This window comes from Gilliamella sp. wkB195 (genome assembly GCF_001690445.1).
GTDB classification, from domain to species: domain Bacteria; phylum Pseudomonadota; class Gammaproteobacteria; order Enterobacterales; family Orbaceae; genus Gilliamella; species Gilliamella apicola_E.
Genome location: NZ_LZGP01000002.1, coordinates 81,589 through 104,020 on the forward strand (window position 1 = coordinate 81,589; position 22,432 = coordinate 104,020).

Annotated in this window: 21 protein-coding genes; all 21 read left to right on the forward strand. The window is 36.6% G+C overall.

Going from position 1 to position 22,432, the window contains the following annotated elements; translation table 11 throughout:
* Nucleotides 1-7 precede the first annotated feature (7 nt).
* Entirely contained in the window at nucleotides 8-4,225 is a 4,218-nt protein-coding gene (gene rpoC, locus A9G08_RS00570) for a DNA-directed RNA polymerase subunit beta' (RefSeq protein WP_065561817.1), read from the forward strand.
* A gap of 79 nt (nucleotides 4,226-4,304) precedes the next feature.
* On the forward strand, nucleotides 4,305-4,616 hold the full coding sequence (locus A9G08_RS00575; RefSeq protein ID WP_065561818.1) for an antibiotic biosynthesis monooxygenase family protein: 312 nt from the start codon (nucleotides 4,305-4,307) through the stop codon (nucleotides 4,614-4,616).
* 436 nt (nucleotides 4,617-5,052) lie between these two features.
* Nucleotides 5,053-5,649, forward strand: a complete 597-nt coding sequence (locus A9G08_RS00580; protein ID WP_065561819.1) for a LemA family protein — start codon at nucleotides 5,053-5,055, stop codon at nucleotides 5,647-5,649.
* A gap of 370 nt (nucleotides 5,650-6,019) precedes the next feature.
* Complete coding sequence (locus A9G08_RS00585) at nucleotides 6,020-6,946, forward strand: TPM domain-containing protein (RefSeq protein WP_065561820.1); 927 nt, start codon at nucleotides 6,020-6,022, stop codon at nucleotides 6,944-6,946.
* Nucleotides 6,947-7,127: 181 nt separating this feature from the next.
* Nucleotides 7,128-8,030 (forward strand): TPM domain-containing protein, encoded by a 903-nt coding sequence (locus A9G08_RS00590; protein ID WP_065561821.1) that lies wholly within the window; start codon nucleotides 7,128-7,130, stop codon nucleotides 8,028-8,030.
* Between the two features lie 716 nt (nucleotides 8,031-8,746).
* A complete protein-coding gene (locus A9G08_RS00600) occupies nucleotides 8,747-9,652 on the forward strand; it encodes a TPM domain-containing protein (RefSeq protein ID WP_065561823.1) in 906 nt (301 codons plus the stop codon).
* 103 nt (nucleotides 9,653-9,755) lie between these two features.
* Nucleotides 9,756-10,664: a TPM domain-containing protein gene (locus tag A9G08_RS00605; RefSeq protein WP_065561824.1), complete on the forward strand. Its 909-nt coding sequence runs from the start codon at nucleotides 9,756-9,758 to the stop codon at nucleotides 10,662-10,664.
* A 320-nt stretch (nucleotides 10,665-10,984) separates the two neighbouring features.
* On the forward strand, nucleotides 10,985-11,314 hold the full coding sequence (locus A9G08_RS00610) for a PRD domain-containing protein (protein ID WP_065561825.1): 330 nt from the start codon (nucleotides 10,985-10,987) through the stop codon (nucleotides 11,312-11,314).
* Nucleotides 11,315-11,359: 45 nt separating this feature from the next.
* Nucleotides 11,360-11,728, forward strand: a complete 369-nt coding sequence (locus A9G08_RS00615; RefSeq protein ID WP_065561826.1) for an SFCGS family glycine-rich protein — start codon at nucleotides 11,360-11,362, stop codon at nucleotides 11,726-11,728.
* Between the two features lie 13 nt (nucleotides 11,729-11,741).
* Nucleotides 11,742-12,038, forward strand: coding sequence for a DUF4312 family protein (locus A9G08_RS00620; RefSeq protein ID WP_065561827.1), 297 nt, complete (start codon nucleotides 11,742-11,744; stop codon nucleotides 12,036-12,038).
* Nucleotides 12,039-12,053: 15 nt separating this feature from the next.
* Nucleotides 12,054-12,806: a DUF4311 domain-containing protein gene (locus A9G08_RS00625; RefSeq protein WP_065561828.1), complete on the forward strand. Its 753-nt coding sequence runs from the start codon at nucleotides 12,054-12,056 to the stop codon at nucleotides 12,804-12,806.
* An 18-nt stretch (nucleotides 12,807-12,824) separates the two neighbouring features.
* On the forward strand, nucleotides 12,825-13,478 hold the full coding sequence (locus A9G08_RS00630; protein WP_065561829.1) for a DUF4310 family protein: 654 nt from the start codon (nucleotides 12,825-12,827) through the stop codon (nucleotides 13,476-13,478).
* A 49-nt stretch (nucleotides 13,479-13,527) separates the two neighbouring features.
* The gene (locus A9G08_RS00635; RefSeq protein WP_065561830.1) at nucleotides 13,528-14,664 is read left to right on the forward strand and encodes an amidohydrolase/deacetylase family metallohydrolase; all 1,137 of its coding nucleotides are present in this window, start codon (nucleotides 13,528-13,530) and stop codon (nucleotides 14,662-14,664) included.
* Nucleotides 14,642-15,781 carry a DgaE family pyridoxal phosphate-dependent ammonia lyase gene (locus tag A9G08_RS00640; RefSeq protein WP_065561831.1) on the forward strand — a complete coding sequence of 380 codons (1,140 nt, stop codon included), beginning with the start codon at nucleotides 14,642-14,644 and terminating at the stop codon, nucleotides 15,779-15,781. Before A9G08_RS00635 ends, A9G08_RS00640 begins: the two co-directional genes overlap by 23 nt.
* A complete protein-coding gene (gene dagF / locus A9G08_RS00645; RefSeq protein WP_065561832.1) occupies nucleotides 15,781-16,521 on the forward strand; it encodes a 2-dehydro-3-deoxy-phosphogluconate aldolase in 741 nt (246 codons plus the stop codon). The genes A9G08_RS00640 and dagF overlap by 1 nt, the downstream gene beginning before the upstream one ends.
* Before the next feature lie 3 nt (nucleotides 16,522-16,524).
* Nucleotides 16,525-18,444 (forward strand): BglG family transcription antiterminator, encoded by a 1,920-nt coding sequence (locus A9G08_RS00650; RefSeq protein WP_065561833.1) that lies wholly within the window; start codon nucleotides 16,525-16,527, stop codon nucleotides 18,442-18,444.
* A gap of 296 nt (nucleotides 18,445-18,740) precedes the next feature.
* Complete coding sequence (yceD, locus tag A9G08_RS00655; protein WP_065561834.1) at nucleotides 18,741-19,250, forward strand: 23S rRNA accumulation protein YceD; 510 nt, start codon at nucleotides 18,741-18,743, stop codon at nucleotides 19,248-19,250.
* Nucleotides 19,251-19,254: 4 nt separating this feature from the next.
* Nucleotides 19,255-19,422, forward strand: a complete 168-nt coding sequence (rpmF, locus tag A9G08_RS00660; protein ID WP_025316508.1) for a 50S ribosomal protein L32 — start codon at nucleotides 19,255-19,257, stop codon at nucleotides 19,420-19,422.
* A 33-nt stretch (nucleotides 19,423-19,455) separates the two neighbouring features.
* Nucleotides 19,456-20,502, forward strand: coding sequence for a phosphate acyltransferase PlsX (plsX, locus tag A9G08_RS00665; RefSeq protein WP_081299429.1), 1,047 nt, complete (start codon nucleotides 19,456-19,458; stop codon nucleotides 20,500-20,502).
* Nucleotides 20,503-20,506: 4 nt separating this feature from the next.
* Nucleotides 20,507-21,460: a beta-ketoacyl-ACP synthase III gene (locus tag A9G08_RS00670; protein WP_065561835.1), complete on the forward strand. Its 954-nt coding sequence runs from the start codon at nucleotides 20,507-20,509 to the stop codon at nucleotides 21,458-21,460.
* Nucleotides 21,461-21,495: 35 nt separating this feature from the next.
* Complete coding sequence (gene fabD / locus A9G08_RS00675; RefSeq protein ID WP_065561836.1) at nucleotides 21,496-22,431, forward strand: ACP S-malonyltransferase; 936 nt, start codon at nucleotides 21,496-21,498, stop codon at nucleotides 22,429-22,431.
* Nucleotide 22,432: the final 1 nt, after the last annotated feature.

Genomic DNA, 22,432 nt, shown 5'->3' on the forward strand with positions numbered 1-22,432 from the left:
GTCAATTGTGAAAGACTTACTAAAGTTTCTAAAAGCACAAACTAAAACTGAAGATTTTGATGCTATCAAGATAGGCCTTGCCTCTCCTGATATGATTCGTTCATGGTCTTTTGGTGAAGTTAAAAAACCTGAAACAATTAACTATCGTACGTTCAAACCGGAACGTGACGGATTGTTTTGTGCTCGTATTTTTGGACCAGTAAAAGATTATGAATGTTTATGTGGAAAATATAAACGTTTAAAACACCGTGGTGTGATCTGTGAAAAATGTGGTGTTGAAGTTACTCAAGCCAAAGTACGTCGTGAGCGTATGGGGCATATTGAGCTCGCATCACCTACTGCACATATCTGGTTTTTAAAATCATTACCATCACGTATTGGTCTATTATTAGATATGCCACTTCGTGACATTGAACGTGTGCTTTATTTTGAATCATTTATGGTTCTTGACGGCGGAATGACAAACTTAGAACGCGGTCAAATTTTAACAGAAGAACAATATTTAGATGCGTTAGAAGAGTTTGGTGATGAATTCGATGCTCGTATGGGTGCCGAAGCAATTCAAGAATTACTACGTAATATCGATGTGCAAGCTGAATGTGAAGCACTACGTGATGAGCTTGAAACTACCAATTCTGAAACTAAGCGTAAAAAACTGACTAAACGTATTAAGATTATTGAAGCATTCATTCAATCAGAAAATAAACCAGAATGGATGATCTTAAACGTATTACCTGTGTTGCCACCCGATTTACGTCCATTAGTACCGCTAGATGGCGGACGTTTTGCAACATCAGATTTGAACGATCTATATCGTCGAGTGATTAACCGTAATAATCGTTTAAAACGTTTATTAGATTTGGCAGCGCCAGATATTATCGTACGTAACGAAAAACGTATGTTACAAGAATCTGTTGACGCATTATTAGATAATGGTCGCCGTGGTCGTGCTATTACCGGTTCAAACAAACGTCCATTAAAATCACTTGCCGATATGATTAAAGGTAAGCAAGGTCGTTTCCGTCAAAACTTATTAGGTAAACGTGTTGACTACTCAGGTCGTTCAGTAATCACTGTAGGTCCATACTTACGATTACATCAATGTGGTTTACCGAAGAAAATGGCACTTGAATTATTCAAACCATTTATTTACGGTAAATTAGAGCGTCGTGGTTATGCAACTACCATTAAAGCAGCCAAGAAAATGGTTGAACGTGAAGATGCAATTGTTTGGGATATCTTAGATGAAGTTATCCGTGAACATCCGGTATTACTAAACCGTGCACCAACACTTCACCGATTAGGTATTCAGGCATTTGAACCTATCCTAATTGAAGGTAAAGCGATCCAATTACATCCATTAGTTTGTGCGGCATTCAATGCTGACTTCGATGGTGACCAAATGGCGGTTCATGTACCATTAACGTTAGAAGCGCAATTAGAAGCGCGTGCGTTAATGATGTCAACCAACAACATTCTTTCACCTGCGAGTGGTGAGCCTATCATTGTTCCTTCTCAGGACGTGGTATTAGGTCTTTACTACATGACTCGTGATAAAGTCAATGCGAAAGGTGAAGGCATGATTTTAACCGGACCTAAAGAAGCAGAAAAACTGTATCGCTTAGGTCTTGTTGAGCTACATGCTAAAGTTAAAGTACGTATTACTGAAAGCCACCGTAATAGTATTGGTGAGTGGGAAGATACAACTTCTGTAGTTGATACTACAGTTGGTCGTGCTATCTTATGGTTAATTATGCCTAAAGGTATGAGCTTCTCTGTCATCAATCAACCACTTGGTAAAAAGGCGATTTCACGAATTTTAAATATTTGTTATCGCCAATTAGGCATGAAAGAAACTGTTATCTTGGCTGACCAAGTAATGTATACCGGATTTGCTTATGCAGCACGTTCTGGTGTATCGGTTGGTATTGATGATATGGAAATTCCAGCTAAAAAATTACAAATCATCAATGAAGCTGAAATTGAAGTTGCTGAAATTCAAGAACAGTTCCAATCAGGTTTAGTTACCGCTGGTGAACGCTATAACAAAGTTATCGATATCTGGGCAGCAGCCAATGAACGTGTTGCTAAAGCGATGATGGATAACTTATCAACTGAAAAAGTGATCAATCATGAAGGTAAAGAAGAAGTTCAATCTTCATTTAACAGCATCTATATGATGGCCGACTCTGGTGCGCGGGGTTCTGCAGCTCAGATTCGTCAGTTAGCTGGTATGCGTGGATTGATGGCAAAACCGGATGGTTCAATCATCGAAACACCAATTACGGCAAACTTCCGTGAAGGGTTAAACGTTCTTCAGTACTTTATCTCGACCCATGGTGCGCGTAAAGGTCTTGCCGATACCGCATTAAAAACTGCGAACTCAGGTTACTTAACTCGCCGTTTAGTTGACGTAGCTCAAGATCTAGTCGTTATTGAAGATGACTGTGGTACGTTAGAAGGTGTAGTGATGACACCAGTTATCGAAGGTGGAGATGTTAAAGAGCCACTTCGTGAACGTGTATTAGGTCGTGTAACAGCAGAAGATGTATTAAAACCAGGTAGTGCGGATATTTTAATTCCTCGTAATACGCTACTTGATGAAAACTATTGTGATTTACTTGAAGAAGAATCTGTAGATAGCGTTAAAGTTCGTTCAGTTGTTTCGTGTGATACTGACTTTGGTGTTTGTGCGAAATGTTATGGTCGTGACTTAGCCCGTGGTCACCTAGTAAATAAAGGTGAAGCAATCGGTGTTATCGCTGCTCAATCAATCGGTGAGCCAGGTACACAGTTAACCATGCGTACGTTCCATATCGGTGGTGCGGCATCACGAGCAGCAGCAGAATCAAGTGTTCAAGTTAAAAACAAAGGTAGCATCAAATTATCTAATGCTAAATTTGTAACTAACCCAGATAAGAAACTGGTTATTACATCTCGTAATGCTGAATTAACGATTATCGATGAATTAGGTCGAATGAAAGAAACTTATAAAGTTCCTTATGGTTCGATTCTAACTAAAGGTAATGGTGCAGCGGTTGATGCCGGTGAAACAGTTGCTAACTGGGATCCACATACCATGCCAGTTATCTCTGAAGCGAAAGGCTTTGTTAAATTTGTTGATATGGTTGATGGTCAAACTATCACCCGTCAAACCGACGAATTAACAGGTTTATCATCAATTGTTATTTTAGATGTCGCTGAACGAACAGGTGTTGGTAAAGATTTACGTCCAGCAATTAAGATTGTTGATGCTAAAGGTAAAGATATTTATGTTGCAGGTACAGAGATGCTTGCTCAATATTTCTTACCAGGTAAAGCATTAGTACAATTAGAAGATGGTGCTGAAATCAATGTGGGTGATACACTTGCACGTATTCCACAAGCATCGGTTGGTACTAAAGATATTACCGGTGGTTTACCACGCGTTGCTGACTTATTTGAAGCACGTAAACCTAAAGAGCCAGCAATTCTTGCTGAAATCGATGGTATTATCTCGTTTGGTAAAGAAACCAAAGGTAAACGTCGCTTAATTATCACTCCACTAGATGGTAGTGATCCATATGAAGAGATGATTCCAAAATGGCGTCAACTCAACGTATTTGAAGGCGAACAAGTTGGACGTGGTGATGTGATTTCTGACGGTCCAGAATCTGCACATGACATTTTACGTTTACGTGGTGTTAATGCAGTGACACGTTACATCGTTAACGAAGTTCAAGAAGTTTATCGCTTACAAGGTGTAAAAATCAATGATAAACATATTGAAGTTATTGTTCGTCAGATGTTACGTAAAGCGACAGTTATTCATCCGGGTGGTTCTCGTTTACTTGACGGCGAACAACTTGAAGTTTCACGCTTGAAGATTATTAATCGTGAGCTTGAGGCACAAGGTAAAGAGCCAATTGTTTACTTGCATGATCTGCTTGGTATTACTAAAGCATCACTTACTACTGAATCATTTATTTCTGCGGCATCGTTCCAAGAAACGACTCGCGTATTAACTGAAGCAGCAGTTGCTGGTAAAAATGATGAGCTTCGTGGCTTGAAAGAAAACGTTATTGTTGGTCGCTTAATTCCAGCTGGTACTGGTTATGCTTATCATAAAGAGCGTTTGCGTAAACGTACAATGCCTATTGATGATGAAATTCAACCAACTGTTTCAGCTGAAGAAGCAACAGCTAACTTAGCAGAATTACTCAATTCTGCAGAAGAAAATCAATAGTCAGTAGGACTAAGTTATTAAAATAGCACGTGTAAGCACGTGCTATTTTTTTATGTGTATTTAAAAAAGGAGTTTAGATATGTATATTGTCATGAACCGATTTAAAGTAAAACGAGGTAGTGAAGAGGCTTTTATTGAAATATGGCGTAATCGTGATACTCATTTAAAAGAGATGAAAGGCTTTAATCGTTTTTATTTTTTAAAGGGGAAATCTGAGGAAAATTATACGTTATTTTCATCATTTGCCGAGTGGGAATCAAAAGCCGATTTTGACGCTTGGGTAAATTCAGAACAATTCAAACATACACATCGTAATACCGGAAATAGACCAAATAATAACGATATTTACTATGAGCCGGCACAGTTAGAATGCTTTGAAAGTGTATTATAAATAATTATCAAATAATAAACCGCTTATTATAAATTGGTAAAATCTACCTAAATCATCATTAATAAAAGTTTTATGATCAAGAATAAAAATAAGCGGTATATTTTTTATGCGTAAATTAGGATTATGCATAGCATGCATTATAAAAATGGCTATAATAATATTGAGTAAATTATCTTAAACGGTGTGGATTAAGGCGACATTAATTTGCAATATAGCCAATTCAATATTAGTGAGTCCACAGATTGATAACTTACATTCCTTGTTTTTTTCAGAGCTTGTTCTTTTTATCGAGATATCGGTATAAATTTGTTAGTGAGATTTAAACTTGAGGTATAAATAAGTGTTTAAAAATCGCAGATAGCTTATTTTAATTCTATTTTTTGATGTATTCATTTGTTAAGCTATCCATAAATTCAACTATTTATAGGAATATACAATGAAATCAAAATTTCTATTATGTGTTTTGGTATTAATTATTGTTGGAGCATTTTTTTGTTTTAGTCGATACAATGATATCCAAACCCGTGACGAAGGTGTAGCAGCTGCATGGTCAGAAGTTGTCAACCAATATAAGCGTCGGGCTGATTTAACTCCAAGTTTAGTTAATACGGTTAAAGGTTATACTACACACGAAAAAGAAGTGTTAACTCAAGTGACCGAAGCAAGAAGTAAAGTTGGCTCAATTCAAATCAATGCTGATCAGCTAACTGATCCTGCTTTATTTGCTAAATTCCAACAAGCGCAATCAGAATTAAGTACTGCCTTAAGTCACTTAATTGCTGTCAGTGAAAACTATCCAGATCTTAAAGCCAGTTCACTTTTTCAGGATCTTATGAGCCAGTTAGAAGGCACTGAAAATCGGATCGCAGTTGCCCGAGGACGATATATACAAGCAGTTCAATCGTTTAATATTTATATCCGAAAAATACCAAATAAGTGGATTGCTGGCTTTATAGGTGTAGAACCTAAACAGCAATTTACGGTTGATAATGAAAAAGAAATTTCAAATGCACCCGCAGTTAACTTTCAATAAACATAATTGTCAAAAAATATTGAGCGTTAAGTTTGCTGTAAATCATCAGTTGGTATCGATCAACTGAAATTCTCATCCTTTAAGATCGAGTTATGACCATACATTAACTCGATCTCATAGAAATATTTTACAATAAAGCTCTATTAAGTTTCCCCAATACAAAATAAATAGTGCCAAATTTCCATGACGGCAAAACTTGATAAAAAAAGCAGATGTTAATAGCAAAATTGTTATCTGACTATATAATAGTCATTTCTACCCATTGAAGTCTTATACTACTTAAACCTAAAATAGAGTAGATTAGCTTTTGATATGCGTTTTTTAAAAGTAATAATATTATTCTATTGCAGGTCATTTTGGTCAAAATATAATGAAAAAATATGTTTTCTTTAGTATGTTGTTAATGCTTAGTTGGTTTAGTTATGGTTTGACTGAAATTCCTGCTTTTAATAGTCATATTATTGATACAACCAATACTTTAAGTGCATCGCAAGTCAAGTCTTTAGAATCAAGCCTAATTCAATTTGAACACTCGAAAACTGATGGGGCGCAAATAGCGGTTTTGATGATCGCAAATCTCGACAACGAAACCATAGAGCAGTACGCGCAGAGAGTTTTTAACCAATGGAAAATTGGAAGAAAAGGGCTGGATAATGGTATTTTATTGTTAGTAGTAAAAGATGACCGACAGATGCGTATTGAAGTGGGGTATGGGCTTGAAGGCATTGTTACTGATTTAGTTGCTAGCCACATCATTCGGGAACAGTTAGCTCCACAATTTAAGCAAAATAATTATTATCAAGGTATTAATGATGCAATTTCGGTATTAAAAGATGTCACAATAGGTTATGAAATTCATCCAGAGAAACAAACCCAGAATAATCATAGAATTGGGTTAAGTGAAATGTTAGATATGTTGTTTAACTGGATTATTCAACAAAGCTGGAAAGTGTTTTCCTTTTTTGTTTGTTTAGCCTTCACGGTTAAATTCGAAAAAAATGTATTTAAACGCATTATCATTACATCACTATCAAATAGTTTATTTATCCTAATTGTAACTTGGTGTGTTCACGGTTTTACTTACTTATATCTAACCGATGTCGTTTTTATTTTTGGTATAAATTATGTAGTTGCTAACTTGTTATTCATCGCTATCAGTTTTAAAAATGGCACTAGAAGAAGTCGTAGCGGGAGTGGCAGTAGCAGCCGATCTTCATATAGCCATTCGAGTAGATGTTCCCGAACCGGCGGAGGCGGCGGCCGCAGTGGTGGTGGCGGTGCATCTGGTCGTTGGTAATGAGATGAACAAAGATAATACTCATTAAGTTTTAATAGTAAGATTATGATTCGGCTATATACTAGTTTTAGTTAACCAATGATATCTTGTCTAAACGCTTTATTAAATGGATCGCAATTAACTGTTTGTTGTAAAAAGTAAAATTTTATTTAGCGTTGTTAATCATAAGGCAAAAAATACAATGAAAAGATATTTTCTAAGTAGTTTATTGTTAATATTCAGTTGGTTTTGTTATGGGCTAACAGACATCCCGGAATTTGCACATCGTGTTATCGACACGACTCATACTTTAACCGATTCTCAAAAAGAGTCATTAGAATCAAGCCTAATTGGCTTTGAAAAGCCTCGAACAGATGGCGCCCAGATTGCGGTTTTAATGATTCCCAAACTGGATGATGAAACGGTAGAACAATACGCAGATAGAGTCTTTATTCAATGGAAAATCGGTCGAAAAGGACAAGACAATGGTATTTTATTACTTATTGTAAAAGATGATAAACGTATGCGAATTGAGGTTGGTTATGGGCTTGAAGGAACTATTACCGACTTAGTGGCCAGTAAAATTATTCGTGAACAATTAGCGCCAGAATTTCGACAAAATAACTATTATCAAGGAATTGATAATGCCTTATCTGCACTGAAACAAAAAATCGATAATCCTGCCCCGAAAAGTGAAGATAACGAACAAGGCTTTAACTTGTTATCATCAGAAGATTTTACTTCCATGTTGAGTAATTATGCGCTGGTGTCATTTGTTATTTGTCTTATACTTGCCAAATTATTGTATCGTAAAGATAAAACCAATCAATGTCTTCTTACTGGTTTATTTAACGCTCTATCTGTTGGTGGATTTACCCTTTGGCATATGCGCGATATATTTATTATAGTATTTATCATGTTTGTGGTATTTATTTTGAGTACCATTGCCAGCCGCATTGTGACTCCCGGAGCAGGCGGCGGAAGAGGAAATCATCGAGGAGGAGGCGGTTTTGGTGGTTCTAGCGGTGGCTTCGGCGGAGGTGGCGGCTTTAGCGGCGGCGGTGGTGGTCGCAGTGGAGGCGGTGGCGCTTCCGGTAGCTGGTAAATAGGATAAAAAATAAGGCGCTATATGCGCCTTAATCATATCGATTAATAGCAGTTTATTTTTTACAACAATCGCTAGCCACATCATTCGGGAACAGCAAACCCCACAATTTAAGCAAAAGAACTATTATCAAGGTATTAATGATGCAATTTCGGTATTAAAAGATGTCATAATGGGTAATGAAATTCATCCAGAGAAACAAACCCAGAATAATTATAGAATTGGGTTAAGTGAAATGTTAGATATGATGTTTAACTGGATTATTCAACAAAGCTGGAAAGTGTTTTCTTTTTTTGTTTGTTCGTTTTCACGGTTAAATTCGAAAAAAGTGAATTTAAACGCATTATCATCACATCACTATCAAATAGTTTGTTTCTCCTTATTGTAACTTGGTATGTTCACGATTTTAGTTACTTATATCTTACCGATGTCGTTTTTATTTTTGGTATAAATTATGTGTTTGCTAACTTGTTATTCATCGCTATCAGTCGTAAAAACGGCATAAGAAGAAGTCGTAGCGGGAGTGGCAGAAGCAGTCGATCTTCATATAGCTATTCGAGTGCCGAGGTGGATGTGGCGGCCGCAGTGGTGGTGCATCTGGTCGTTGGTAATGAGATGAACAAAGAGATCATACTCTTTAAGTTTTAATAGTAAGATTTTGATTTGACTATATAATAGTTTTATTTAGCGTTGTTAGTCATGAGGCAGAAAATATAATGAAAAGATATTTTCTAAGTAGTTTATTGTTAATATTCAGTTGGTTTTGTTATGGGCTAACAGACATCCCGGAATTTGCACATCGTGTTATCGACACGACTCATACTTTAATCGATTCTCAAAAAGAGTCATTAGAATCAAGCCTAATTGGCTTTGAAAAGCCTCGAACAGATGGTGCCCAGATAGCGGTTTTAATGATTCCCAAACTGGATGATGAAACGGTAGAACAATACGCAGATAGAGTCTTTATTCAATGGAAAATCGGTCGAAAAGGACAAGACAATGGTATTTTATTACTTATTGTAAAAGACGATAAACTCATGCGAATTGAGGTTGGCTATGGGCTTGAAGGAACTATTACCGACTTAGTGGCCAGTAAAATCATTCGTGAGCAATTAGCGCCAGAATTTCGACAAAATAACTATTATCAGGGTATTGATAATGCCTTATCTGTGCTGAAACAAAAAATCGATAATCCTGCCCCGAATTGTGAAGATAATGAACAAGGCCTTAGGATTGAACAGTTATTTACAGAAAACTTTGCTTATTATGCGCTGGTGTCATTCGTTATTTGTTTTATACTTGCCAAATTATTATATCGTAAAGATAAAACCAAACAATGTTTACGTACTGGTTTATTTAACGCATTATCTGTTGCTGGATACACTCTTTGGCATGTGGAATATATACTTGAGATAGCATTTTTGATGTTTGTTATAATGTGTGTCGTATTTTGTTTAAGTACCATGGCTAGCGGCATTTTAACTCCCGGAGCTGGCGGAGGAGGAAATAATCGCGGAGGAAGTGGCGGTTTTGGTGGTTCTAGCGGTGGTTCTCGAGGTGGCGGATTTAGTGGTGGCGGTGGTGGCCGCAGTGGTGGTGGCGGTGCATCTGGTCGTTGGTAATGAGATGAACAAAGATCATACTCATTAAGTTTTAATAGTAAGATTTTGATTTGACTATATAATAGTTTTATTTAGCGTTGTTAGTCATGAGGCAGAAAATATAATGAAAAGATATTTTCTAAGTAGTTTATTGTTAACATTCAGTTGGTTTTGTTATGGGCTAACTGACATCCCGGAATTTGCACATCGTGTTATCGACACGACTCATACTTTAACCGATTCTCAAAAAGAGTCATTAGAATCAAGCCTAATTGGCTTTGAAAAGCCTCGAACAGATGGTGCCCAGATAGCGGTTTTAATGATTCCCAAACTGGATGATGAAACGGTAGAACAATACGCAGATAGAGTCTTTATTCAATGGAAAATCGGTCGAAAAGGACAAGACAATGGTATTTTATTACTTATTGTAAAAGACGATAAACTCATGCGAATTGAGGTTGGCTATGGGCTTGAAGGAACTATTACCGACTTAGTGGCCAGTAAAATCATTCGTGAGCAATTAGCGCCAGAATTTCGACAAAATAACTATTATCAAGGTATTGATAATGCCTTATCTGTGCTGAAACAAAAAATCGATAATCCAGCCCCGAATTGTGAAGATAATGAACAAGGCCTTAGGATTGAACAGTTATTTACAGAAAACTTTGCTTATTATGCGCTGGTGTCATTCGTTATTTGTTTTATACTTGCCAAATTATTATATCGTAAAGATAAAACCAAACAATGTTTACGTACTGGTTTATTTAACGCATTATCTGTTGCTGGATACACTCTTTGGCATGTGGAATATATATTTGAGATAGCATTTTTTCTGTTTGTTATAATGTTTGTCGTATTTTTTTTCAGCCTCCTGTTTAGCAACTTTTTAACTCTCGGAGCTGGCGGAGGAGGAAATAGTCACGGAGGAAGTGACGATTTTGGTGATTCTGGCGGTGGTTTTAGCGATAGCGGCGGCTTTAGCGGTGGAGGTGGAGGTTCTAGCGGTGGAGGTGGTGCCTCCGGTAGCTGGTAATTTTTAATAAAACGATCTTGGTTATATATCTTCTCCACAATAATCAGCTTTAACATTAAAACCCCGATCATCAAAAAAAAGTTGAGGAACGGGGTTTTTTAATATTAATTTAGGGTGTTAATGACGTTTTTAATCGTTTTTAATGATTAAGTTTAAAATCAATTTACTCAATTACTTGTCCAACACGACAATCCTTGTTAGTTACAGAACTCACTCATCATGATAATAAATTTCCTTTTGCAATAGGAAAAAGTCTCTCTCCACATTGATTGTTATTTCATTTAGGCTAAGTCATCTTATAAATAAACAAGAGAATAATAATGACTATGCCACAATTCCGAATGGTCGAAGATGATTTAGATCCCGAAGTTGTTACTGAGCAAACGATAAAAATCATTAATCATTGGTTAGCTGAGCATCAAATCACTCAAAATGATGTGCAAAAAGCGATGCTGTTATCACATGTTAAAGCGATGGTAGAAAGAGCAAAAACTTTAGAAAAACTCCCCGAAGTCGATCCCACTATATTTGATGAATTATCAGAGCAAGCTTTAGCTCTTTCGCGTAAAACAGTAGAACTATTCAATAATCTTCCAATGGAAGAGGTTTATTTATTGGCTGTTCATTATGAGGTGGCCATGGCCAACTAAACAAGTTACTAGATATAAAAAACGATAATTAATAGGAGAACAATTATGGCTGAAGTAGTCATCGTAATCGGCGATAGAATGGGAAAAGGACAAAAAATTGCAGAAGGAATCAATTCTATTGATGGATGTCGCGCAATTGTTATACCAGGTATGGCCGCCGATATGAAATTAGGTGATGTGATGAATCAAGAAAATGCGGATTTAGGGCTTTCGTTTTGTGGAAGTGGTGGCGCGGGTGCGATAACAGCCCAAAATAAGTATGGTTATTCACAACGACATGGTATGCGTTCGATTGAAGAGGGTGAAACTGCCATTAATGATGGTTGTAAAGTGCTTGGTTTTGGTTTTATGGATACGGTAGAGCTTGGTCAGCGTATCGCCCAAGCATTTTTAAAAAAATACCCTCGTTCTTAAATAGGTTTGAAATATGAAAAAAACTGAGCAGATACAAGTAAGAGTAACCGGGCAAGGGGATTCAAAGCAGCGTGCATTTGCCATAGCCTTAAGCCAAGTGCAGAAACAGGTGCTTAAAAATACGAATAATGTAATGTTACGAATTGAACCCCTAGATATTAGTGTTGTTTCTGCTACAGAAAAGATAACTACAGAACGTTTTTTATTTATCTTTTTACCTAGAAAAAAAGCATTTTATGACATCACTCTTGATGTATCAGTAAATGTTACGTTTATCGATCTAAGCGATATTAAATTTATCTCTAAATAACGTAAAAGGAAAATCATGGAAATTCTAATTATAGCGTTAAAGTCTATTGTAATTGGTGGACTGTGTGGATTTGGAGTAGGAGCGGGTACCGCTCGAATGTTTCATGCTCCAACCTATCAAGGTATGGGGGCATTTCGTACCCTAGGTGAGCTCAATTCATGTGAGGGTGATCCAGCTGCTCACTTTTCATTTGGTTTAGGATTCTTTTTTAATGCATGGGCTTCATCAGTTGCTGCGGGTTCATTCACGCAAGATGTTGATCATCGTATTATCCCAAACTGGGGTGCTGCATTATTGATGATAAAAAATCGAAATTTAGCTCAAACACTACATGACCCTAAGAAAATGGCGTTTGCTTGCGCATTTATCGGTGTGATTGTTGTGTTATTTTTAAATACAACGACATCAGTTATTCCTGATTCATTAAAAATTACGGCAACAAAAGTCCTAGTTCCAGCTGCGAATTTGCTTGTGGCTACAGTGATGCCAGTTATTTTCTGGTTAGCTGCCTTAGATGCTGGTCGAAGAAGTGGTTTTTGGGGCACATTGTTTGGTGGCCTTGCCCAATTAATTATGGGTAATGCCGTGCCAGGATTAGTTCTGGGAATCTTGATTGGCAAAGGTGTAGATGACAGTGGTTGGAATCGAGTAATGAAAATCATGCTTGTTGCAGTAATCATCTTATTTGTCATGAGCGGATATTTCCGTGGTTTTGATATGAAGATGATAAATTCATTTCGAGATGGTTTGTCTTATTGGTTTAAATAATATAGGGAACAACACATTATGAATACTCAAACAACCATTAATAAAAGTTTTTGGTATGCAGATTGGTCTTTCCCTATTCTTTGTGGATTACTCTCTGCTGGTATTTTTGCTGGGACGCATACTTTCTATGTATATGGTATTGGCGCTTTTAATGAAATTGCCTTTGTTGCAATGCTTAAATCAGGAATGACAACGGGCGACTATGGCGCTGTAGCAGCTTTTGGGGCGAGCTTTTTATTTGCACGTGTTATTGAAGGATCGCTAGTTGGTATCCTTGATATCGGCGGTGCACTACAAACCGGTATTGGTTTAGGGGTACCAGCGCTGTTATTAGCGGGTGGCTATACATTGCCAATTGAGAATTTTTTTGTGGCATTAGTAACAGGTTTAATTCTCGGTTTAGCAATAGGCTTAATTATCATCCTGATACGTAAATTTACCGTTAACAGTGGCGGTGGCTCAACCTTTGGGGCTGATGTCATGATGGGCGCGGGGAATGCTTCAGGTAGATTTCTTGGTCCAATGATTATTTTATCAGCTATGGTTGCTTCTATTCCAATCGGTATAGGTTCACTGCTTGGTGCACTACTATTTTATGTGTGGAAAAAGCCTATTACTGGCGGTGCAATCTTGGGTGCCATGATCTTTGGTGGTATCTTCCCAATTATATAACGTCATGTTCCCCTCTATTTATAACATGGTGGAGGGGTTGGATTAAATTATGTATGACTTAATTATAAAAAATGCCAAACTTATTAATGATTCAGTAACTGATATCGCTATTAACCATGGCAAAATTGTTGAAATTGGCAAGGATATAACAGCCCCATCTGAACAGGTGTTGGATCTAAAAAGTCAACACTATATCAGTGCTGGTTGGATCGATTCTCACACTCACTGCTTTGCGCGCTCACCTATATATCATGATGAACCCGATCTAATTGGTGTTAAGGCTGGGGTGACGACAGTTGTTGACGCCGGCAGTGTTGGTGCCCTAGATATTGATGAGTTTTATGATTTAGCTATGCAAGCTAAGACTCATGTTTATTCTTTTTTAAATATCTCAAAAATTGGCTTAATAAGGCAAAATGAGCTTGCTGATATGCAAGATGTTGATGTTGCGTTATTTGACAAATCACTCGCTAAATATCCTCATTTTATTATTGGAATAAAAGTTAGGATGAGCCGTAGCGTTGTTGGTGACAATGGTATTTTACCATTAATCAAAGCGAAAGAGATACAGAAAAAGACTGGTTTACCACTGATGATTCATGTTGGTAATAATCCTCCTGAACTTGATGAAATTGCAGATTTATTAACTAAAGGCGACATTATTACTCACTGTTTTAATGGTAAACCAAATCAAATATTCGATAAACAAAATAATCTGCGAGATTCAATTAAACGCGCTATTGAGCGTGGCGTCATTTTAGATATTGGTCATGGCGGTGAAAGTTTTAGTTTTGCTGTTGCCGAGCGCGCTAAATGTTTAGATGTTTATCCTAACACTATCAGTTCTGATATTTATTCTAAAAATCGCTTACAAGGCCCAGTATTTAGCTTGGCTAATGTCATGAGTAAATTTATTTGTTTAGGTTATAGCAAAACTAGAATTATAGATAGTGTGACGAAAAATGCGGCACAAATATTGCATTTAAAAAACAAAGGAGAAATAGCAATTGGCTATGATGCTGATTTGACTATTTTTGATGTAAGAAAGCAGACTGTTTTGTTTACTGATTCAGAAGGTGATGTGCGTGAATGTCATGAGCAGTTTGTTCCTTTGGCTTCTATCGTTAATAATATTATTGAAATAATACAAGAAGGTAGTGAAAATGAGCTCAGAATCTCAAACTGAAAAAGAAATATACAGTAAATACCATTTGAAAAAAGTGATTAATGCTTCCGGGCGAATGACTATTTTAGGTGTATCAACCCCTAGAGCAGAAGTGGTAGATACCGTATCTCATGGTTTGAATGAATATTTTGAAATAAAAGATCTTGTTGATAAAACAGGTCAATACATTGCTAAATTACTTAATGTAGAAAATGCTGTAGTTGTGTCCTGTGCTTCTGCTGGAATTGCGCAAGCTGTCGCGGGTTTAATTGTTAAAGATGATCGTGATCTGCTATTTAATCTCCATAGTTCAGATAAATATGTACCTCGTGAAATTATCGTTCCCAAAGGACATAACGTTAATTTTGGTGCTCCTATCGGTACGATGGTGTCTTTAGGTGGTGGGCTTGTCGTTGAGGCGGGGTATGCGAATGAGTGTAAACCAGAGCATATTGAATCACTAATTAATCCTGATACTGCAGCTATTTTATATGTTAAATCACACCATTGCGTGCAAAAAAGTATGTTATCCGTAGCTCAAACCGCCACGATTGCCAAAAAATATAATATTCCTTTAATTGTTGATGCCGCTGCAGAAGAGGATTTACAAGCCTATTATCAACAAGGTGCGGATTTAGTTATCTATAGTGGTGCAAAAGCAATTGAAGGGCCGACTAGTGGATTAGTCATTGGTCGTCATCAAGCAATTGAGTGGCTTAAACTTCAGTCCCAAGGTATTGGAAGACCAATGAAAGTGGGTAAAGAAGGTATTTTAGGTTTAACAAAGGCTATTGAGTTATATATTAATGATCCAAAGCAAGAAACTGGACAAGAAATGGTTTCTAAAATGACACCATTTATTGAAAAATTAAATTCTATTGATGGCATATCAGCAAAAGTTGTTTGGGATGGTGCAGGGCGCGATATTGCTCGAGCCGAAATATCATTTAATTCAAAAGTTATTGGTAAAACCGCAATTGAAATGATTGAGCTGATGAAGCAAGGTGAAGTTGCAGTCTATTTTAGGGAATATAAGGCCAATGAAGGCAAAGTAGATGCAGATGTTCGCAGTGTCACTGCCGAACAGCTTGATATTATCTATAACAAAATTATAAAAATTATCCAAGGAGTAAAATAATGCAATTAACACCAAATTATTTTAATGATCGAGTCTGTTTGAATGTACTAGCCAATTCAATTGATAATGCGCGTGCTATTTATGAAGCTGCTCAAACTAATGTTGTTGTTGGCGTCTTATCAAAAAATTATCCAGATAATGAGCAAGCAATTACTGATATGAAAAAATATGCTTTAGCCATTGATAATGCAATTTCAGTTGGCCTTGGCGCGGGTGATCCAAATCAATCTAACATGGTGTCTGAAATATCAGCCGTTCTTCAGCCTCAACATGTCAATCAAGTTTTTACTGGAGTAGGAACAAGTCGCGCTTTGTTAGGGCAAAAAGAAACCGTAATCAATGGACTTGTATCACCAACAGGTAAAGTGGGCTTAGTTAATATCGCAACCGGACCATTAAGTTCAAAATCACCCGCTGCAATCGTACCTGTTGAAACCGCTATTGCGTTATTAAAAGATATGGGCGGGAGCTCTATAAAATATTTTCCTATGGGTGGTTTAAAACATGTAGATGAATATGAATATGTAGCTAAATGCTGTGCTGAATATGATTTTTATCTAGAACCTACAGGGGGAATAGATTTAGACAATTATGAAGCCATTTTGAAAATTGCTTTAGATGCAGGTGTAAAAAAAGTGATTCCACATATTTATACGTCAATTATTGATAAAGAAACTGGTGCGACAAGAACTGAAGATGTTAAACAACTTTTAGCTATTACGCAAAAATTAGCAGGATGAGTAATGGCATCTAAATTGCTATTCCCTTATCAACGATTAGCTTATATTTTTGATACGATAAAAAATGAATTGCTACCTCAAAAAGAGCTAGCAAATCGTTTTTCAGTATCGATAAGAACTATTCGTTCGGATATTTCTGCTTTAAATGATGTGTTACAAACTTATGGTGCGCAGGTTGATTATATTAAAAATATTGGTTATCGCCTTGTAATAGTTGATTCTAACCTTTATGCAACAATACCCATCGTTCAGCAAATGGAACGGGTTCCTCGCACTAATAAAGAACGTGTTTCCGCCTTACTTATTGCATTTTTAACACAATCTAAATCTGTAAAATTGGATGATATTGCTGGTGAATGGTTTTTAAGCCGTAATACATTGCAAAATGATGTTATTGAAGTTAAGCAGTATTTAGACAAATACCATTTATCGCTCGATAATCGTCCTTATTCTGGTATGCGATTAGTCGGAGAGGAATCAGCTATCCGAGCTTGTTTAACTGATATTTTATGGCAACACCATATAACGGGCGATACTATCAATGTTAATCGTTTAATACAGGCAATATTGCCTGATATTGATTTAGAGTATCTTGAAAGCCTATTACAAGACCAGTTTGAACGCTTTGAATTGAAATTAACCTCGGAAGGGCAAGGGTATTTGCTCTATTGTTGTGCAGTCTCGATAACTAGAATTACGCAAGGTCATGAATTATTGGACTATCAAGTGGATCATATTGATTCTACAGTAATTGGAGCTGCACGAGAGGTCTCTGAAGGATTTTCTTATTTTTTAGGCAGTGCACTTTCAGATGCTGAATTTAATTATTTATGTGTGCAGATTATGTCGCGCACTATTATGCAATCACCTAATCAAGCTAAAAGCCTAGAGTTATTTGAACATATCTTGTCTTATATCAATGATTCTTATCACTATAATTTGAAAGATGATATGAAACTTCGCCAAGATATGTTAATCCATATTTCATCGATGCTATCTCGGATCAAGTATAAAATTCATACTTCCAATCCATTACTACATGAAATTAAGCAATATTACCCTTTTGCCTATGATATTACTTTATCAGCATTAGCGAATATTCATAAATTTACTGATGTTAAAATGACTGAAGATGAAATTAGTTATTTAGCAATTCATATAGGCGTCGCATTAGAGCGTAACTATAGTGCTGGATATGAAAGATTAGTGCAAATTTTACTCGTTAGTGAATTAGGTAATGCCACCTTGCGTATGATTGAATCAAAGATTAAACGAGATTTCCCTCATATTTTAATTAAACGAACGCTTTCTTATCGAGAATATGAGCAGTTAACTCATATTGAGGAAGATTTTGTTGTCTCTACCGTTCGCTTGACCGAAAAAGATAAGCAAATAGTAAAAATAGCGCCATTTCCAACACCTTATCAACTTGAACAATTAGGGCGATTGTCTATGGTAGATCGCACAATGCCATATATTATTGAGCGCTTTTTTAATGAAAAGTTTTTCCTAATTATTGATAAGCCAATGACACAAAATGAACTGTTTCAGATAATTTGTCAGCGCCTTGAGAAATCAGGATATGTTGGACCAGATTTTCATCCATCGGTGGTGGAGCGAGAGAATATTGTATCCACCTTAATTGGTGAAAATATTGCTATTCCCCATTCAGTAGGGTTGTTGGCTAAAAAGACAGTGGTAACAACTATTTTGGCTCCTCAAGGTATTGAATGGAATAAAAATGAGATTGCGCATGTTATTTTCTTATTAGCAATCAGTAAAGATGAATATGAAGATGCGATGCGAATCTATAATTTAGTGGTTAATTTTGTTAAAGAAAGATCAACTAAGCGGTTACTAAATAGTCGAAATTTCGATGATTTTCAAGCCATAGTAAAAGACAGTTTTGGGCGGCTATCATAATTAATTTGCTTTAAATTTGAAATTGGGAAAGCGATTTCTATTAAGTGAATAGAATTTCAATGATCAAATAAATAACGATTTTGGATATTAAAAAACCCCGCTCCTCAACTTTTTTTTCTAATACTAATGTCAGGAAATAAAAATGATAAATATTAAAGGAATAATTAATAATGAAAACAAATTATCTTGTGCTTACCCATTGACGAAACAGTGATTTAAAGGTAATATGCGCGCCTTATGGCTTTGTGTGGTTTTTAGCTGCACTTAATAATTTTTAAGGTAGACATGCATATCTTATGCAAAATAAATTACCATTAACAATTGACCCAATCAAAGCAGCACAAAAAAGACTTGATTATGTTGGATATTATCCAGCAAAAAGTGCAACGAGGATTGAAAGTCCAAAAAGTGATATCGAATGTCATCTATCTTTTGATTATGATGAACAAAGACTTTGCGTTATCACCATTGATGCAAAAATGACGCTTGAGTTGATTTGTCAGCGTTGTTTTAAACCTTTTATCACTGAAGTCCATGTGATGAATAAATTCAGCCCTGTTAAGAGCGATGCTCAAGCAGAGGCATTACCGGAACATTATGAACCCGTTTTAGTTAACGAGTTTGGTGAAGTAGATATATTAGCGTTAATTGAGGACGAAATTATTCTCTCATTACCAATTGCGCCGGTGCATGATAGTAAACACTGCGAAGTGTCAGAGGCAGATATGGTATTTGGTGAAATTCCAGCGGAGAATGAAAAACCAAATCCATTTGCAATTTTAGTTAGTTTAAAGAATAAGGGGTAAATCCATGGCTGTTCAACAGAATCGTAAAACTCGTGCAAAACGTGGTATGCGTCGTTCTCATGATGCATTAACTGTTGCTAATATCTCAGTTGATGAATCAGGTAAAACACATTTACGTCATCACGTAACCGCTGATGGTTATTATCGCGGTCGTAAAGTGATTTCTAAATAATTATTTAGTAACTAGAAATCTTCAGGTGACATTTTGGATAATCTAACCATTGCGTTAGATGCTATGAGCGGGGACTTCGGTCCTCGTATTGTTGTTCCTGCTGCAATTCAAGCATTACACCATTATCCAAACCTTTCTATCTTTCTTGTCGGTGATTTAAAGGAAGTTGGCTTTTTTTTGTCTAAAGAAAATGCAAAGCTGGTTACTCAATATCAAGAAAATGGTCGTTTGATGTTAACTGAATCTACTGCGATCATCGCTAACGATATGAAACCATCATATGCAATTAGGCATAGCCAAGGTTCCTCAATGAGGATTGCATTAGAGTTAGTGAAAAGTAGTAAGGCTCAGGCTTGCGTCAGTTCCGGTAATACTGGTGCATTGATGGGGCTATCTAAGCTGTTGTTGCATTCTTTAACTGGTATCGATCGCCCGGCATTAGTTGCCACCATTCCTGCGTTAAATAACCAAAATACTGTTGTGCTTGATTTAGGTGCTAATGCAGAATGCGATAGTGATATGCTAGTGCAGTTTGCCATAATGGGCGAAATACTAGCAAAATCAGTCCTTCATATTAAAAATCCGCGCGTTGCTCTGCTTAATATTGGTGAAGAAGATATTAAGGGGCTAGATAAAATTCGTGCCGCGGCGTCTATTTTGAAAGCCAATGATCAAATTAATTATATCGGTTATTTAGAAGGCAATGAGCTGTTGACCGGTAAAACTGATGTGCTTGTTTGTGATGGTTTTGTTGGTAATGTGACGCTCAAAACAGTAGAAGGATTAATCAAAATTTTCTTGTCATCATTTAAAATGCTATTAGGACAAAACTCATTAATTATGAAATTTTTGAGTAAATGGCTTCAACGAAAAATAGTAAAAAATTTTGGTTATTTAGATCCTGGACGATATAATGGTGCCTGTTTACTTGGACTTCAAAGTATTGTGATTAAAAGTCACGGTAGTGCCAATCAAAAATCATTTTTTGCAGCAATTGAGCAAGCTATTTTAGCTATCGAAACGAATATACCTGAGAAGATTGCCAATAGTCTATCTTCTGCACTACCTAAGAGCGAATAATTAGATGTATACAAAGATATTAGGAACAGGAAGCTATCTTCCAAAACAAATAAGAACCAATGCCGATCTTGAAAAGATGGTCGATACTAGTGATGAATGGATAACTACCCGTACTGGTATTAAAGAAAGACGCATTGCTGCACCAGATGAAACCGTTACTAGTATGGCTTATGAAGCGGCGATTAATGCGATTGAAATGGCGAAAATCGATAAACAAGAGATTGGTTTGATTATTGTTGCAACAGCAACATCGGTTAATGCTTTTCCAAGTTCAGCTACTGAATTACAGGCCAAATTGGATCTGGGTGATGTAATTGCATTTGATGTATCAGCTGCTTGTTCAGGATTTATTTATGCGCTTGATATTGCGGATAAATATGTGAAGAGTGGTGCAATTAAATATGCCTTAGTGGTTGGCTCAGATATGTTAACTCGTGGTGTTGATCCAAGTGATCGCGGGACAATTATTATTTTTGGTGATGGTGCAGGAGCTGTTGTAGTGGGTGCTTCACAAGAACCAGGAATTATTGCTTCTCATCTTCATGCTGATGGTCGTTATGGTGAATTGTTAAAATATCCATATGTCGATCGTCGTTCACTTAATGATCCAGTTTATATGACAATGCATGGCAATGAAGTATTTAAAATTGCAGTCAAAGAACTTTCAAATTTAGTCGATGAGCTATTATCTGAGAATGCATTTAATAAATCAGATTTAGATTGGTTAGTTCCTCATCAAGCTAATTTACGAATTATTTCAGCTACGGCTAAACGTCTTGATATGGATATGAGTAAGGTTATTGTGACGCTTGATAAACAAGGTAATACTTCTGCTGCATCGGTACCTTGCGCTTTAGATGCAGGTGTGCGAGATGGCCGTATTAAACGAGGGCAGTTAATATTGTTAGAAGCTTTCGGCGGTGGTTTCGTTTGGGGCTCTGCGCTCGTTAAATTTTAATTTATAACTTATTTTAAGTAATCAAGGATTTCAAAATGACCAAATTTGCAATGGTATTTCCAGGACAAGGCTCACAAGCTGTAGGTATGTTAAAAGATCTTGCTGAAAACTATCCAATTGTGAAGTCAACTTTTGATGAAGCTTCACAAGTGCTAGGTTATGATTTATGGGCTTTAGTGCAAGATGGTCCTGCTGAGGAATTAAATAAAACTTGGCAAACTCAACCAGCATTACTTGCTTCATCTGTTGCTATTTACCGTGTTTGGCAAAGTATTAATGGCGCTCAACCAGAATTTATGGCAGGCCATAGTTTAGGCGAATACTCAGCATTGGTATGTGCTGGCGTAATTGATTTTAAAGATGCAATTAAATTAGTTGAGCTACGTGGAAAACTAATGCAAGAAGCTGTACCAAGTGGTACCGGTGCAATGTTTGCTATCATTGGTTTAGATAACGATTCGATCCGTAAAGCTTGTGACGAAGCGGCTCAAGGCCAAGTCGTTGCGCCAGTTAATTTTAATTCACCTGGTCAAGTTGTTATTGCGGGTAATAAAGAAGCGGTTGAACGAGCTGGCGCTCTGTGTAAAGAGGCGGGTGCTAAACGAGCATTACCACTGGCAGTTAGCGTCCCATCACATTGTGCTTTAATGAAACCTGCAGCTGATAAATTAGCGGTAGCATTAAATAATATCACATTCTATGCCCCTAAATTTGCAGTAATTAATAATGTTGATGTTAAAGTTGAAACATCAGCAGACAAAATCAAAACAGCATTAATCGCTCAGCTATATAGCCCTGTTCGTTGGACTGAAACAGTAGAGGATATGGCAAAACAAGGTGTAACAATGTTAGTTGAAATCGGACCAGGTAAAGTTTTAACTGGTTTAACTAAACGAATCGTTGATTCATTATCGGCTTATGCTGTTAATGATAAAGCATCATTAGATGTTGCGATAGAAAATACTAAATAGA